Annotated in this window: 11 protein-coding genes; 4 read left to right on the forward strand and 7 right to left on the reverse strand. The window is 55.7% G+C overall.

All coding sequences use genetic code 11. The features are described 5' to 3' along the window. Positions 1-66: 66 nt before the first annotated feature. The gene (locus G477_RS0108060; protein ID WP_051287816.1) at positions 67-1,146 is read left to right on the forward strand and encodes a metallophosphoesterase; all 1,080 of its coding nucleotides are present in this window, start codon (positions 67-69) and stop codon (positions 1,144-1,146) included. 360 nt (positions 1,147-1,506) lie between these two features. On the opposite strand, the gene G477_RS0108065 is transcribed toward G477_RS0108060, so the two are convergent. The 5 genes from G477_RS0108065 to G477_RS0108090 form a co-directional block, all read right to left on the reverse strand. Further along, positions 1,507-1,965: a universal stress protein gene (locus tag G477_RS0108065; RefSeq protein WP_026697516.1), complete on the reverse strand. Its 459-nt coding sequence runs from the start codon at positions 1,963-1,965 to the stop codon at positions 1,507-1,509. Between the two features lie 225 nt (positions 1,966-2,190). After that, positions 2,191-3,582 (reverse strand): MDR family MFS transporter, encoded by a 1,392-nt coding sequence (locus G477_RS0108070; RefSeq protein WP_026697517.1) that lies wholly within the window; start codon positions 3,580-3,582, stop codon positions 2,191-2,193. Positions 3,583-4,002: 420 nt separating this feature from the next. After that, a complete protein-coding gene (locus G477_RS0108080) occupies positions 4,003-5,604 on the reverse strand; it encodes an ABC transporter permease (RefSeq protein ID WP_026697519.1) in 1,602 nt (533 codons plus the stop codon). Then, positions 5,601-6,485 (reverse strand): ABC transporter ATP-binding protein, encoded by an 885-nt coding sequence (locus G477_RS0108085; protein WP_026697520.1) that lies wholly within the window; start codon positions 6,483-6,485, stop codon positions 5,601-5,603. Before G477_RS0108085 ends, G477_RS0108080 begins: the two co-directional genes overlap by 4 nt. A gap of 15 nt (positions 6,486-6,500) precedes the next feature. After that, a complete protein-coding gene (locus G477_RS0108090) occupies positions 6,501-7,115 on the reverse strand; it encodes a TetR/AcrR family transcriptional regulator (RefSeq protein ID WP_026697521.1) in 615 nt (204 codons plus the stop codon). A 534-nt stretch (positions 7,116-7,649) separates the two neighbouring features. Here G477_RS0108090 and G477_RS0108095 point away from each other — a divergent pair. Then, positions 7,650-9,356 carry a methyl-accepting chemotaxis protein gene (locus tag G477_RS0108095; RefSeq protein ID WP_245575441.1) on the forward strand — a complete coding sequence of 569 codons (1,707 nt, stop codon included), beginning with the start codon at positions 7,650-7,652 and terminating at the stop codon, positions 9,354-9,356. A gap of 1,309 nt (positions 9,357-10,665) precedes the next feature. Here the strand turns inward: G477_RS0108095 and G477_RS0108100 are convergent. Next, complete coding sequence (locus tag G477_RS0108100; RefSeq protein ID WP_035211568.1) at positions 10,666-11,130, reverse strand: ion transporter; 465 nt, start codon at positions 11,128-11,130, stop codon at positions 10,666-10,668. A 413-nt stretch (positions 11,131-11,543) separates the two neighbouring features. Between G477_RS0108100 and G477_RS0108105 the strand changes: the two genes are divergently transcribed. Both G477_RS0108105 and larA read left to right on the forward strand, forming a co-directional pair. Further along, on the forward strand, positions 11,544-12,530 hold the full coding sequence (locus G477_RS0108105; RefSeq protein WP_156897317.1) for an alpha/beta hydrolase: 987 nt from the start codon (positions 11,544-11,546) through the stop codon (positions 12,528-12,530). An 84-nt stretch (positions 12,531-12,614) separates the two neighbouring features. After that, positions 12,615-13,883, forward strand: a complete 1,269-nt coding sequence (gene larA, locus G477_RS0108110) for a nickel-dependent lactate racemase (protein WP_026697525.1) — start codon at positions 12,615-12,617, stop codon at positions 13,881-13,883. Positions 13,884-14,488: 605 nt separating this feature from the next. Here larA and G477_RS0108125 read toward each other — a convergent pair. Beyond that, entirely contained in the window at positions 14,489-15,982 is a 1,494-nt protein-coding gene (locus G477_RS0108125) for a tripartite tricarboxylate transporter permease (RefSeq protein ID WP_026697527.1), read from the reverse strand. Between the last annotated feature and the right edge of the window lie 57 nt (positions 15,983-16,039).

The following is a 16,039-nucleotide window of genomic DNA, read 5'->3' on the forward strand; positions in this document are numbered from 1 at the left end:
TCGATTATGCGGCGGCACCCCCAGCAGTGCTATACTTGCGTCAGATGGAAAGGAGATTCGACTGTGATGAAACTGCTTCAAATTGCGATGAGTGCGCTGTTCTTTGTTGTGTACAGCGGCATTCATGTTTATATTGCCTGGGTACTCGCCTACGTATTTCCGGTTCCGCTGCTGCCGCTCGTCCTGCTTCTGCAGGCTGCTGCCTATGTGTACGTCGCCGGGATCCGGTTTCCGGTGTTGAAGACGGCAGGCGCCATCTGGTTCGCCTTCCTGCACTTTTTCGTGCTGGCGCTGCCCCTGCTCCATCTGGCGGTGCTTGTTGCCTCCCGCTGGTTTCCGTGGGACAGCACCGTCACCGCAGCCACGGCGGCCGGTGTCCTGCTGATGGTCGTCTACTGGGGCGTCGGCCTCTACAACGCCTATTCACCGGTCGTCCGACGCCACACCATCCACATTCAGGGAGCCAGCGAGCCGTTCACGTTCGCCTTCGCCTCCGACATGCATTTCGGCGGCTTATCGAACACGAAGCACGTCCACCGGCTGGTCGATCACCTGAATGAACTGCACGCGGACATGATTCTGCTCTGTGGCGACATCGTCGACGACGACCCGCACGTCTTCGCGGATAAGGGACAAGATCGTATTTTGGGAAAATTGGATGCCCCGAAAGGCATTTATGCGGTGACCGGCAACCATGAGTATTACGGCCAGGCGATCCCTGCGCTCCGGGAGATGCTGCATCACATCGGTATCGAGCTGCTGGAGGACGAAACGCGCCGGATCGACGAGCTCGTCACAATTGTCGGCCGTTCCGATAAAACAAACAAAAGCCGATCCACTCCGGAAGCACTGCTCGACACGTCGGCGCAGCCGGTGCTCGTTATGGACCACCAGCCGACGAGCCTCCATGAACTGGCCGCCGCCGGCGCGGACATCTCGCTCAGCGGACACACCCACCGCGGCCAGATCTGGCCGTACAATTACATCACGAAGCGGATGTTCCCACTCGACTGGGGCTACCACCGCTTCGAGCAGATGCACGCGTTCGTTTCCTGCGGCTTCGGCTTCTGGGGCCCGCCCGTCCGCCTAGGTTCCCGCAGCGAACTCGTTTATGTAGAGGTCGTACCGGAAAAGACAGATACCTGATACTGCGGAAACAGCTGTATGCCGAGCTTCTTGCACCAGCGAACCTGCCGCATCCTGTCCGGCAGTGCCGCTGCCAATCTCGCTCCCGCCCCCTTTCACGAGGGTATGGGGGCGAGATTTTTTTGTGGGAGCCAACGATGCATGGAAGAAAAATCCACAGAAGCAAGGTGGATAAAACGGCGGACCTTTCTTGCCTGAGCACCGTTTGAGTAAAGAGCAAACGTTCAAAGAAGGCGGATGGACCGTCAGCGCACGGGAGGAACGCATGTAACAAACGAACACCCCGACACACAAAAAAGCTGTTCTCCATCTACCGGCGGGATGTTGGAAAACAGCTTGTGCACTTGTTAGCCGCTGCTATTATGCTTTTACTGGTTCGTCATTCATCTGAACCACAGTGACATCGCAGTTCGCTTTCTTTTTCACCGCGTTGGACGTGTTCCCGTCCAGCAGCTGATAGAAGCGGGATCCGCGAGTCTGTCCAATGACGAGAAGGTCCGGATTGTGTTCTTTGGATAGATGAGAAATGATGCGCTTCTTCGGAACGCCTTTATCTACAATGCTGGCGACGTTGTTGACGCCGCGCTCTTCTGCTTTCGCATGGAACTGCTGAAGGTTTTCGCGCGCCTCCTGCTTCAGTTCCTTTGCGCCTTGTGGGTCCATGCGCTCCAGCGTTGTAAATTCAGGTACATTCATCACATATGCGATCGTCAAACGGGCATCGTTCTCCACCGCAGCCTGGCAGGCGTGTTCAAATACACGGTCTGCTCCATCCTCCAAAACATCAAGACCTACAAGAATATGCTTGTAATCAGCCATTCTCCCTCGCTCCTTTCTACTCTTTCCTTTTTTATAAGCCTGGTCGGCTAAGCCCAAAATCAAGCGACGATCTGTATATCAGGTTGTACCTGACCATTTCCCATGAGATGACGTATCAAAACATGATAATTGCATTATAACAGGCATATAAGCGCAAAAAAAGGAATAATTCTTCATTTTCGCGTTTTTCACGGATTTACATAGAAACAACGACGAGTATCTCGTTCAATCGGAAGATTTGGAGGGTGATTGAACAAATAAAGCGATACAAAATCCAACAAATGCCAGCCCTGTCGCCACCCCGAAGGAGACGTTCACGCCTTGGACCCAGGCCTCATTGGTAAGCATGCCGTCGGAGGAAGCGAGGGCGCCGACAGTCATCACTGTCACCAGGAAGGCCGTGCCTAGAGAACCGCCGACCTGCCGGAGGGTGTTGTTCATCGCCGTTCCGTGCGGAATCCATTTTTCCGGGAGCTGATTCAAGCCGGCGGTTGTTACCGGCATCATGACCATCGCGAGACTGAGCATGCGGAACGCGTGGACCGTCGCCAGGTAGGTGAACGACGTCGCTTCGGTCAACTGTGTGAATAAAAACGTCGTCACCGTCAGCATGGCCATGCCGCTGATGGCGAGCCACCGGGCCCCGATCTTGTCAAAGATGCGTCCGGTCACGGGATTCATAATTCCCATGATCACGGCGCCCGGCAGCAGCATCAAGCCGGACTCAAACGCGCTGAAGCCGAGCATGTCCTGCATGTAGATCGGCAGAATCGTCGCAGCCCCGATCATCGACATGAAGAGCACGACACCAATCACGTTCGTCAAAGCGAAAATTTTATACCGGAACACGCGGAATTCGAGGATCGGCTCGCGCAGCCGCAGCTGCCGGACAATAAACCACGAGAGTGAGAGGAAACCGATGATGCTCGAGATGCCGACCTCGAAGCTCGCCCAGCCGGCGGTGCCGGCAATACTGAAGGCATACAGCAGACCGCCGAACCCGAGCGTCGAGAGCATAATAGAGAGATAATCCACTTTCGGGAACGTCCGCTCCGTGACGTTTTTCAAAATAAAGTACGCCACAATCAAATCAATAATCGCAATCGGCAGCACGATGTAGAAAAGCGTCCGCCATGGAAACTGGTCAACGACATAGCCGGACAGCGTCGGACCGATCGCCGGCGCAAACGCAATCACGAGCCCGACCAGGCCCATTGCCTGTCCCCGCTTCTCCCTTGGGAAAATCAAGAAGATCGTCGTCTGCATGAGCGGCAGCAGAATCCCCGCCCCGCTCGCCTGGACGATCCGGCCGAGAAGCAGTACTTCAAACGTCGGAGAAATACCGGCAATGAGCGTGCCGAGGGCAAAGAGGCCCATCGCCGTCATGAAGAGATTTCTCGTTGTAAACTTTGCAATCAAAAATGCTGTAATCGGAATCATGATCCCGTTGACAAGCATGAAGATCGTATTGATCCACTGCGCGGTATTCGCTGTGATGCCGAGATCCTCCATGATGGGAGGGATCGCCGTTACGAGCAGCGTCTGATTCAAAATCGCCACAAACGCTCCGGTCAGCAGCACCGCAAGCAGAGGTCCTTTTCGAATGTTATCGACCACACTGAGCGCTCCTTTGTTCGTTCCGTCTGCCGTCTATGATACCGTAGTTCATTTCAGAGGCGAAATAATTGAACCGGATCCTGAAGAGAGTCGTCACGTACGTACAGGAATTTTCCAAATACCGTCATGCATCCGAACAGGGTCCTTTCAGCGACTTCCGCTCTTCCTGTGTACCGGAAAAGGTGTATAAATCGCGCCCTTCTGAAACCTGGAACGCCTGTTGGTCGGAACGGCGTGCGGAAGCGCTGCAAGCTTTTTGAGGGAAGAAAACGTTCTTTGTTTCTTCCCGAGCATCGCATGGAGCCGCCATCACACTGTATGAAAACTTATACATTCCTATCATGTAAAAAACGCCCGTCAGACGTGGATTCGTCTGACGGGCGCCGGTCGTTCTCATCGGTATTTAATCCCGCTGCTGCCTTACCCTTCCAGATCCCGCTTACGGAATCCGGCCCAGCCTGCACCCCCAAGGAGGAGGGCCAGCCCACTCAACAGCAGGATTGGCAGGAACGCCATTTCCTCGACCGGGTAGTCGGGGACGTGGGCGAATGGGGACAGGTTCATGACCCATTCGGGGAACTGGAACAGGGAGCCGAGATAGACGACGACGAAGGAGTAGAGCAGGTATCCCCAGACGAGCGGCAGCAGCCGGGGAAAGAATCCCTGCAGGAAGAGGGATAATCCCAGGAGCAAGGCTGTCGCAGCTCCGTAGGCGAGAACGGCCTGCCAGATCATCGTAAAGGGAAATGCGTCATCCATGGATGCGGCTGCGGCGGCGAAGAGACCGCTGCCGACTACCGTGAGCATGAGCAGCATGTTGAGCACGGCATAGCCGGCATAGGAGCCGAATACTGTTTCACGTGAAACAGGGCGGGCGAGGATCGGGTCGAGCCGCCCCTTCTGCTCCTCGCCGCGCATCCGGTTGATGGCGATGATCGGCGGGATGGCCGCCATCATGCTCATGACGACAATCAGCATCGGCAGGTACTGCTCGGTCATCGAGAGGTCGGAAGTCGGGTCCAGCACGGCAGCCATCATCTCGTTTCCTTCAATAAAGGCCTCCATGTCCCCCAAAACAGAACCGTAGCTGACGCCGAGGACGAACATACCCACGCCCCAGGTAATGAGGGCGGTGCGCTGCAGCCGGAAGACGAGTGCTGCTGGATGGGCAAGGTACGACGCCGCATTCGCTTTCCCCGCTCGATGCGGCAGCAGCCCGCCGCCGAGGTCCCGCCGCTCCTGCAGTATTCCCGCAGCAACAGCGAGGGCAAGCGCCGCGGCGATCATGACGAGGATGGGCAGCCACGCGTTGCTGCTGTAGGCATCGGTTTTGGAAACCCAGCCGAGCGGCGAGAGCCAGGACAGCGTCTCGTTCGTTACATCCGTGACCCCGCGGAAGACGTAGGCACCTAAAAGAACGGTGATGGACAATCCGATGGTCCCCCGCCCGGTGTCTGCAAGCTGAGCGGCAGCGGCGGTGACGCCGCCGAACACGAGGACGGTGCCGCCGAGCGCTGCGCCGTAAAGAAGCGAGCCTTCGAAGTCGAGCGTGTCGATCTGCAGGGCGTACAGGCCGAAGCCGGTGAAGAGCGCCAAGAGGACCGCCGTGATGATGGTGTAGAGCAGGGCTGCCTGCACGCCGGCACGTCGGCCGACAGGAAGCGCCCGGATCAGTTCCGTCCGGCCGTCTTCTTCATCCGTACGGGTGTGCCGGGTGACGAGGAGGATGATCATGACTCCCGCGACGACCGCCGTCATTAACAGCATTTGATGGGCAGTCATCGCGCCGATGGTATAGTCGTCGAGTGCTCCTGTTCCGACCATGGCGGTCATCGCTGGATTTTCCATCGTTTCGGCCATAAGCTGGCGTTCTTGGTCCGACTCATAAAGGCCGAGGAAGGCCGGCGGCACGATCACGGTGAAAAAAGTGAGCGCCACAAGCCAGATGCCGAGACGAATCCGGTCGAGCCGCAGATAGAACCGCAGCAGCTCCAGCGTATGACGGGAAGCCTGTTCCTTCATGACGCCCCGCCTCCTCTCCTTTCGTAATGGTGCATAAAGAGATCCTCGAGCGTCGGCGGCGCGCTCTCCAGTTTCGTAATACCGAAGCCGGCGAGATGCCGCACGACTTCATCCAGCTGCTCCGTGTCCACTTGGATCCGCAGGCCGCCGTCAGTCTCCTCCAGCTCATGCGCCCAGGCCTCCAGTCCGGTGACCGGCTGCTTCGCTTCGACGAGCAGCTGCGTTCTCGTTAAATGCCGGAGTTCCTCGAGCGATCCGGTTTCAATAATGGCACCTTCACGAATAATCGCCACCCGGTCGCAGAGTTTTTCGACCTCGGATAAAATATGGCTCGAGAGCAGCACGCTTTTGCCCTCCCGGCTCAACTCGCGGATGCTTTCCTGAAACACCCGCTCCATAAGCGGATCGAGCCCCGACGTCGGTTCATCGAGGATGAACAGGTCGGCCTGGGAGGTAAACGCGGAAACGAGCGCCACTTTCTGCCGGTTTCCCTTCGAATACGTGCGGCACTTCTTCGTCGGGTCCAGATCGAAGCGCTCCAGCCATTTGTCTTTGTCGACCGGTTTTTTATGGCCCCGCAGTCGTGCGAATAAGTCGATCACTTCCCCGCCGGTCAAATTCGGCCAAAGGTGAACGTCCCCCGGCACGTAGGCAAGGTGCTTGTGAATCTCGACCGCGTCCTTCCAGACGTCCTTCCCGAAAATCTCGGCGCGGCCGCTCGTTGCCTGCAGCACGCCGAGCAGGATCCGGATCGTCGTGGACTTCCCCGATCCGTTCGGCCCGATAAAGCCGAAAATCTCTCCTTCATTCACTTCCAGGGACACGTCCTGCAGCGCTTGGAAAGATCCGAATGTCTTTGTGATATGCTCCGTTTTCAGCATGGTTCCCCCTCCTCCTCATCGGTAAAAACTTCGTTTCAACAGCGCAGCGTATGCACGCCACTCGGCCATGTAGGCTTCGGGATCCATATCCGCGAAACTCTCCATCTGCGCGAGCTGCTTGCTGCCGAAGCCGTTCATCGTCCAGTGGACCACTTCAACGGCTTTCTGCGGATCGATATCCTCCCGGAACAGCGAGTAATCCATGTTCTCGTACATTTTCGCGTAGCCCCGTTCATACAGGCTCGCGAGCCGCCGCCGCGCTTCTTCTCCTACTTCGGCACTGCCTTCTTCCTGCAGGCTCCATAAAAAATCGAACACGTCCGGCCATTGCTGCTGGACGAGCAGCTTCTGCCTCCCGATCTGCTCCATGCGCTCGAACAAATCCCCCTCCTCTGGATCGAGCGCGGCGTATACTTCCTCCAGTACGCCTGCCGCATGGTCCAGCAGGTAGTCATACAGCCCGCGCTTATGCTGAAAATAAACAAACAGCGATCCTTTGGAAATGCCGGCCTCTTTCACAATCGCATTGGTCGAGGCTTTCTCGTATCCACTCGACCGGAATTCGCGCAGCGCCGCATTGATGATCAGCTCCTGCTTCGCCCGGTCGAGTTCGTGAAATTTATCTGTCATGGTGTCAGCCTCCTCTTGATGACCAACCTGGTCACTATTAGTATATGCTGAATTGACCAGATTGGTCAATATTCATTTTCTCCTCTCTTCTCTCGAAAATTGTTTCCCGCTAAAAGCTCGCCGTGCGGTTGATGCAACGCTGTTGTTCTTCATTTGAAGGCCGACATGTTTCTTCCGATGCTGACAGCAATGAAGAAGCCGTCGCTGCTTTGCATCAACCTTCTTCCTATGACTATTCATGCTTTCGTTTTTTTATGTATTAACTTTTATGAGATTTCGTCGATATGTGTACTAAGAGGATCCATTTACTATGAAAAGGTCATGCGTTCACTTGCTGCGATGACGGAACATACACCAAAGAGAAGGCCCCTTCATGACAGGGAACATACAGGAAGATGCGTGACACCATACATAGAAAGTGGAGATAACATCCGAGACAGCGGTCAGACGAGCATGCGCTCCATCGGGACGGAGCGTCCATCCAACCGCCGTGCAGATCACACAGCAGCTAGATCTAAATAAAGGATAGTGGGGATGTATATGAAGAATATCGTGAATCGGTGGAAATTCGGGACGAAGCTGAATGTATTGGTGATCTCGATTATTGCAGGCCTCTCCGTCATACTCGGAGTGGTTGTCCACAATCAGGTCACCGACGGAGTGCAGGAAACAGCGATCGATAAAGTCGAGTCGGATTTGGATATTGGCTACAATTACGTCGATGAACGCTATCCTGGACCATGGAACGTGCAGGAGGACATGTTGTATAAAGGCGACGAGCAGATCAGCGGGAACTTTGATCTGGTCGACGATATTGGCGACATGACCGGTGGGACCGTCACCATCTTTTTAGGAGATACGCGGGCCACGACGAATGTGTTGAGCGAAGGAGAGCGCGCGGTCGGCACGCAGGTGTCCGAGGAAGTCGCACAGGCCGTGCTTCAGGACGAAGAGGTGTACATCGGGGAAGCGGACGTACAAGGCACGATGTATCAAACCGCCTACCAGCCTATTTATGATGAAAACGGCGACGTGCTCGGCATGTGGTACGTCGGGGCGTCGCAGGAATTCATTGACGCTACGATTGCACAGACGATGCAGGGATTTCTCTTAGCGCTTGCCGTCGTCTCTCTCCTCTCAATCGGACTGACGATGCTGTTTACAAAAAAGATGAACAAGCGATTATCCAAGCTCGCCGGTGCGCTGGAACAGGCCGGACAGGGAGATTTCACTGCCGATATTCAGGATGAGTCCCAGGATGAAATCGGCCAGCTCACCCAGAGTTATAATCAAATGAAGGAAAACTTGAACGCGCTGCTGCAAAAAGTGGCTCAAGCATCCGAGCAGGTCGCGGCCTCCTCGGAGCAGCTGACCGCCAGCGCAGAAGAGACAAGCAAGGCGACGGAAAGCATCGCGACGTCCGTACAGGAAGTCGCCGAAGGCTCAGAGAAACAAGTGAAGAGTTCTCAGAACGCCGTCGATACGGTGAACGACATTTCCAATGGGATGGTTCAGATCACCGGAAGTATGGAACAGGTGAACAATTCGGCCACTGCTACCAGCGGGAAGTCGGAAGAAGGCGCCGAGGTCATCCAGCAGGTCGTCGAACAAATGAATCTGATCAACGAAAAGACCCGTTCCACGTCCGCTATCATGGAAGAGCTGGGAGAGCGGTCCAAGGAAATCGGCAATATCATCTCGCTCATTACCGATGTCGCTGAACAGACGAACCTGCTCGCGTTGAACGCCGCGATTGAAGCGGCTCGAGCCGGCGAGCACGGCAAAGGCTTCGCCGTTGTCGCCGATGAAGTACGCAAACTTGCCGAACAGTCCAGCCAGTCGGCCGGGCAGATCCGGACGCTGGTCAACGACATTCAAGATGGCGTGAAAGAATCCGTCCATTCCATGGAAGACGGCAGAAAAACCGTGGAAGCAGGCCTCGTTTATGGTGACAATGCAGGCGAGACATTCAAAGGGATTTCTGCTTCTATTCAAGCCGTCACCACCGAAGTGCAGGAAGTCTCTGCAGCGGTGCAGCAGATTTCATCCAGTACGGAAGCGATGCTCAGATCCGTCGAAGAATCTGGGAAAATCGCCGAAAATTCTTCGGAGCACACACAGACGGTCGCCGCTTCTGCAGAAGAGCAGAATGCGTCGATGGAGGAGATCTCCGCAGCTGCCGAGACCCTCAGCGGCATGGCCGAAGATTTACAGGATACCGTCCGTACGTTCAAATTATAAGCCAGCACTTACAGCAGGTGCCGCCTCCCACAGTCAGGGAAGCGGCACCTGTTTTTGCTCGACAACTTTTTTAGAAGCGGCGTCCGGTTCGGTACGATCGGTCGTTGTTGGATAAGCATGGATTCTCAAAGGAGACGCTCCTTTTCCTCATGAATGACGGCTGCTTGGGCAGCCGCGGAAACGAAGGTATCATGGTCCGCTCTGGTTGTGCATCATGCGCGGATCGGACGTTCAGCGCGCCTGCTCGGACGTAGCGCGGCCGTGGGCGGTCGCTAGGTGGGAGCGGGCAGTCGCTCCAGGAGGAAAAGCGGTCACAGCGGTGCTGGGCGGTCACTCTAGAAGGCGCTGCGGACGTTCAGGAGCCGCGCTCGGTCACTCCGCGCCTCCCAACGGCGCTTCGGTAAAGGCCGGCGACGTCACCTCCCGAAACCATTACACCGTCAGTTACCCAAGCCCTTCTGGTCTACGGCTGCCGGAGCAGCCGCGGAAAAAAGGTCATAAGGGGCTTGGAGGTTTTTGGTGCGTGCGTGGATCGGGCGCAGAGCCGTCACTCGCGGCCTCGGCTCGGACGCTGCGCGGCCGTGGGCGGTCGCTAGGTGGGAGCGGGCAGTCGCTCCAGGAGGAAAAGCGGTCACAGTGGTGCTGGGCGGTCACTCAGGTGGACGCAGCGGACGTTCAGGAGCCGCGCTCGGTCACTCCGCGCCACGCAGCGGCGCTTCGGTCAACCGCACCGGCGACGTCACCTCCAGAAACCATTTGACCGTCAGTTACCCAAGCCCTTCTAGTCCCCGGCTGCCGAAGCAACCGCGGAAAAAAAGTCATAAGGGGCTTGGAGGTTTTTGGTGCGTGCGTGGATTGGGTGCAGAGCCGTCACTCGCGGCCTCGGCTCGGACGCTGCGCGGCAGTGAGCGGTCGCTAGGTGGGATTGGGCAGTCGCTCCAGGAGGAAAAGCGGTCAAAGCGGTGCTGGGCGGTCACTCAGACGTGCGCAGCGGACATTCAGGAGCCACACTCGGTCACTCCGCGCCTCCCAACGGCGCTTCGGCCGATCCCGCTGACGTCTCGTCCAGAAACCATTACACCGTCAGTTACCCAAGCCCTTCTGGTCCCCGGCTGCCGAAGCAGCCGCGGAAACGAGGAAAAAAGGCTTTGTCCACACTTTGGCGGCGCTTGGTCACAATCGGCACCAATTGTCCGAAATTCGCCTGCACTTTGTCACAATCGCCACCAATTGTCCGGACTCGCCCTCCCCTCTCTGCACGATCACCCCACCCAAAAAACGCCTGCAGACCCCCTGCAGGCGTTCCTTCTTATTTCCGTCCAAACAACCGCCACCGCTCATACGCGAGGATGCGCCGCACGTAGCGCGTCGCTTTCACCAGTTTCAGCAGTTTGAAGATGTTGAGAATCCGCACGACGAGCGTATCAATCTGGTACAGATAGAACGGCACAATCGCCAGAAAATCAATCACCATAAACGGCGTCGTCATGTACTTCAGCCGTCCGGTGACCGGATCGCGGTACGCATACTTCTGCACCGCCGTCCAAATTCGCAGCACATATTCCACCGTAAAAAACGTCAGCGAAAACCAGCGCACCACCTGCCACGGCTCATACATCGCCGCATACGCCTCCGGATGCGTGAACTCCTGCACGACGATAAAGACGTTAAGCAGGATCAGCGCAACGAGGAATAAATCAAACACCTTGCCCGGCAGCCGTTTCGGCGGGGCCAGCTTGATGATGTGAAACGTCTTCTCCTGTATGCGTTCCATGTTCTCCCCTCCGGTCGGCAGATGCCGCTGCTTCTCTACTTCCATTGAATCAGAAAAGCAGCCGCTCCGCTACCGCATGCAGTTAAAAGAGGGAAAACACCCCGAAAATCAAGGTCGATACCGCGGCTGTTGATGGGGATATCGGAAGCAGAAGCGCAGGCCATACAGAAATGACCGACCTCGCTACGGCACAGTTCTCCCTCTCTGTTCTGGTCACAGCAATCCTCTGTCCTATTGCCTTCATTATGATTGATCGATGGCAGCGGAAGCGTGGTATCATTGGAACAGAGGAAGACGATTGATCACCGCTGTAAAATACCTTTGTTTGAGCTGCCTGATTGCGGCGGCTTCAGGCTCATGAAAGCAGGAAGGAGTTTTATGCCTACTGCTGTCTTTCTAGGAGGTGCCTCACCTTGAATAGAAAAATATGGATGATATCGGGCATCACTACCCTGAGTATCTTTTTCATCTTTGTCTTGTTACTCGGTATCGCCCTGCTCATCCCTACTGAACAAGCACAAGAGGATTTGGAAAGCCTCGCCTTTGAAGACCTTCGTTTGAAAACAGATGGAGTGCCTGACCTACAATTTTATGATTCAGCCGACGGAGAAGAGTTGGGTTATCGGCATTATCCGGCATCGTCCGAAGAGAACGTGCTCATTTTGCTGCACGGCTCAGGCTACCACAGTGCATATTTGTCCCCCATGGCAACCCACCTGGCAAACCAAGACATCGCTCATGTATATACGCCTGATTTGCGGGGTCACGGCGCAGAAACCGAATCCCGGGGATCAGCCGATTATATCGGACAGGTGGAAGACGATTTAAAACATCTCATCACTCACATTCGTCAAGATCATGAAGAAGCCTCCCTGTTTCTAGGCGGACATTCCAGCGGAGGTGGCACAGCGATTCGTTTTGCCGGAGGAGAGCATGAACAAGAGCTCTCGGGATATGTGCTCATCGCCCCATACATTCATCATGATGCTCCGACAAACCAAGCTGAGGACACCTGGTCCAACCCGAATATTCCACGTATCATTGGCTTGGAAATCAGTAATACGCTCGGTATCAGCTTATTCAACAATCTCGATGTCATTTCGTTTAACATGCCCGCCAGCATGCGTGATGGAACGGAAACATTGACGTACGATTATGACTTACAACTATCCATGCATCCCAGAGACGACTATGAACAGGATTTGCAAGCCTTGCCTGAAAACACCCTTCTTCTGGTCGGTAGTGCCGACGAATCTTTTCAAGCCGGGGAATATAGACCACTTTTCGAAAAACACTCACAAGCTGATGTCATCAAGAAAGAAGAAATGACACACTTCTCGACCTTGACTGATCCACGTGCACAAGCTGTTATCGCCGACTGGCTGGAAAACATAAACTAAGACAGCGTTCAAACTTATCGAGCAGAAAATGGCTGCTTTCGTCCAGCAGTCACCAGTCCGCAAGAATCGAAAGGGGCCTTATTTATGAACGTATCGATTTTATACGGGAAAGACGATATCCCGCTCGAACTACCAGAGCATACGCGCGTCATCGAACCCGAAGACGAGCCGGGGCTCCCGGATGAAATGGCCGCTGTCCGCGAAAGCATGCAGCAGCCGATCGGCTCCAAGCCTCTTCGCGATCGGGTGCGGGCCGAGGATAAAGTAGCCATTGTGATCAGTGACATCACCCGTCCGACGCCGGACCATATCATGATTCCAGCGATCGTCGCGGAACTCCCCCACGTGCCGCACGAGAACTTCGTCGTTATCAATGGCACCGGCACCCACCGCGATCAGACCGACGAAGAGTTCCGCGTCATGGTCGGTGACTGGGCATACGAGCATCTGCGCATCATCAACCACCACTGCCATGAAAAGGACGAGCTCGCGCTTGTCGGCGAGAGCCGTTTCGGCTGCGACGTGTATTTGAATAAAGAATATGTAGAGGCCGATTTTCGCATCACAACCGGCTTTATCGAACCCCACTTCTTCGCCGGTTTTTCCGGCGGACCGAAGGGGAACATGCCGGGCATTGCCGGGATTGAGACGATCCTGACTTTCCACAATGCGCGCATGATCGGGGATCCAAACGCCACATGGGGCCTGATGGAAGGCAATCCGGTGCAGGAGATGTCGCGCGAAGTCAATCACCTCTGTCCGCCGCATTTCCTGCTGAACGTCACGCTGAATGGAAAGAAAGAAATCACGAACGTCTTCTCCGGCGACTGGGAGGAAGCGCACGCCGAGGGGTGTACCTACACGAAGGAGCATGCGATGGCGCCGTGCGAGGACCGCTTCGATGTCGTCATCACCTCCAACTCCGGCTACCCGCTCGACCAGAATTTGTACCAGGCGGTAAAAGGCATGAGTGCCGCGCAGAAAATCGTGAAAGAAGGCGGCGATATCATCGTTGCTGCCGAATGTGCAGATGGGATTCCCGATCACGGCAACTTCGCGCATATTTTCTCGCTCGCCTCCTCCCCGCAGGAGCTGCTGGACATGATCAACAACCCGGAATTCAGCATGTTCGACCAGTGGCAGGTGCAGAAACAGGCCGTCATCCAGACGTGGGCAGATGTGCACGTCCACTCGAAGCTGAGCGCCGAGCAGGTCGAACAGGCCATGCTGCACTACTGCGGGGATATCGCCGAAACCTTGGAACAGCTCCGTACCAAGCACGGAAGCGGGATGCGTGTCGCCGTCCTGCCGCAGGGACCGCTGACCATTCCGTATGTAACAGGGGAAGTATAGAGCAGACTGCGCCGGTACGGATGCCGGCAGAGAAAGCGGCCGATCTGATTCAGGGCAAAAACCCGCTCGAACCAATCAAGGCAGACTACTGCCAGCAAGGCGTGCCCCCCAGCCGACGCAGCTGCAGTCGAACAATGTGGTACGTGATCAGAACCACGCCGGAAGGTTTCTTCTCCGGCGTGGTTTTTGTGTGATAAGCATGTATAACTTTTCATACAGGGGGGACGGCGCATCAGCGACGAGTGACCGCTCGCCCTTAGTGAGTGTCCGTTGACTTCCGCTGAGTGTCCGCTGCGCTCTTCCGAGTGTCCGCCCAGCTCCTGAACAGCCGCTTTTCCTGGCTGAGTGACTGCTCCAGCTCTGCGAGTGACCGCTGCCAAGCGCGGAGTGTCCGAGCACGAGCGCCTAGCGTCCGCTCCGGCCCCAACCCGTATACCATGGAGCGAAGACCCTCTCTTCTCCTGGAAAGAACACAAGGGCGCAGCGCCTGTTGTTCGAAACGACAGGCTCATGCGCTGCGAGGCCGTCTCCCTCGATGAAAACGTATACCTTCTTATGACCGAACAGACAAAAAACGATCCCCCGGGGGAAGGGGATCGTTTTTGTTATGCGCCGAAATCTTTTTTGCGCATTTTCAGGACAATGACAAGAAGCAGGATGACGAATCCGAGCAGTGCGATCGACAGCGGATTGGTCAGCATATATTGAATGAGGGGGACATTCTGTGCTTCTGCGATGGTCATCGCCCGGGTCAAGTTCCGTTCAATGAGCGGCCCGAGCACGACACCGATAATGACGGGGGCAAGCGGGACGCCTGTCTTTTTGAAGATAACCCCGAACAGACCGATGATGATCGCAATGAGGACGTCGAACAGGCTGTTCCGGATGCTGTAGGCGCCGAACAGGGCGAAAATCAGCACGGTCGGTACGATGAATTCCTGCCGTACCTTGAGAATGTACGAGAAGTATTTAATACCGAACGCTCCGATGACACCCATCGCGACGACCGTCAGCAGCATCCCGTATAAGAACGTGTAGGCGACATCCGGACGCTGTTCGAACAGGCTCGGTCCGAGCACGATCCCGTGAATAATCAACGCACCGGCAATGATCGCCGTCGTCGGGCTTCCCGGGACACCGAGGGCCAGGAGCGGCACCATCGAGCTTCCGACCGTCGCGTTGTTTGCAGACTCGGCGGCCATGATGCCTTCCGTGTTGCCCTTCTCGAACTGATCGCGGCGTTTGGACGTCCGCTTGGATTCGCCGTAAGCCATAAAGACAGCCAGCGTCGTGCCGACACCCGGCAGGATACCGATAAACGTTCCAATCAGGCTGGACTTCACGACGAGGAATTTATGCTTAATGACGTCCTTGATGACGGTCATCCGTTTAATGGACTGATCTTTGTATGTCATCACTTCGTTCGATTTCTTTCCGATATTCAAGAACATCTCTGCAAAGCAGAACAACCCGAGCACAATCGGAATCAGGTTGATTCCCTGTCTGAGCGTCATGGCCTCAAAGGTAAACCGTTCTGCACCAGCTGCCATGTCCACTCCGATCGTGCTGATAAACAGCCCGAGCAGGGCCGCAAAAATCGATTTGTAGACGTTGTTTCCTGCAATAGCACCGATGACGACCAAACCGGACAAGGAAATGAAGAACATTTCAGCGGGGCCGAACATCAACGCAAGATTCGCCAGTGGAGGCGTGAAGAGAATCAGTGTCAGCACACCGAGAAAGCCGCCGACCATACTGGAGAAGATCGAGTAGTACAAGGCTTCTTTCGCACGACCCTGTTTCGTCAGCGGATACCCTTCCATGGCGGCAGGTGCAGCGACCACATCTCCCGGCACATTCAGCAGAATCGCGGTGATCGAGCCACCATACATGCCGCCCATATAAATACCACCGAGCAGCAGGATGCCGTTCTGCGGGTCCATTGCAAATGTCAGAGGGAGCAGCAGGGAAATACCGATCGCGCCGTTCAGCCCCGGAATTGCACCGACAATGATGCCGATCAGAACACCGATGAAGACAATCATCAGGACGTCCGGGGATAATGTGCCGAGCAGTATGTCTAAGTCGAATGCACCCATAAATTAACCTCCTTACCGGCAGTTCGTTTTCCCGCTGCATGTATCAAACCGGGAGGA

This window comes from Alkalicoccus chagannorensis DSM 18086, from assembly GCF_000429725.1.
In the GTDB taxonomy this organism is placed as follows: Bacteria; Bacillota; Bacilli; order Bacillales; family Salisediminibacteriaceae; genus Alkalicoccus; species Alkalicoccus chagannorensis.

What these genes read in the sequence shown, in the direction of transcription:
- G477_RS0108065 (WP_026697516.1), bottom strand. Translation starts at nt 1,965, where the DNA reads ATGGCTGATTACAAGCATATTCTTGTAGGTCTTGATGTTTTGGAGGAT.
- G477_RS0108090 (WP_026697521.1), bottom strand. Translation starts at nt 7,115, where the DNA reads ATGACAGATAAATTTCACGAACTCGACCGGGCGAAGCAGGAGCTGATC.
- G477_RS0108080 (WP_026697519.1), bottom strand. Translation starts at nt 5,604, where the DNA reads ATGAAGGAACAGGCTTCCCGTCATACGCTGGAGCTGCTGCGGTTCTAT.
- G477_RS0108095 (WP_245575441.1), top strand. Translation starts at nt 7,650, where the DNA reads ATGTATATGAAGAATATCGTGAATCGGTGGAAATTCGGGACGAAGCTG.
- G477_RS0108085 (WP_026697520.1), bottom strand. Translation starts at nt 6,485, where the DNA reads ATGCTGAAAACGGAGCATATCACAAAGACATTCGGATCTTTCCAAGCG.
- larA (WP_026697525.1), top strand. Translation starts at nt 12,615, where the DNA reads ATGAACGTATCGATTTTATACGGGAAAGACGATATCCCGCTCGAACTA.
- G477_RS0108060 (WP_051287816.1), top strand. Translation starts at nt 67, where the DNA reads ATGAAACTGCTTCAAATTGCGATGAGTGCGCTGTTCTTTGTTGTGTAC.
- G477_RS0108125 (WP_026697527.1), bottom strand. Translation starts at nt 15,982, where the DNA reads ATGGGTGCATTCGACTTAGACATACTGCTCGGCACATTATCCCCGGAC.
- G477_RS0108100 (WP_035211568.1), bottom strand. Translation starts at nt 11,130, where the DNA reads ATGGAACGCATACAGGAGAAGACGTTTCACATCATCAAGCTGGCCCCG.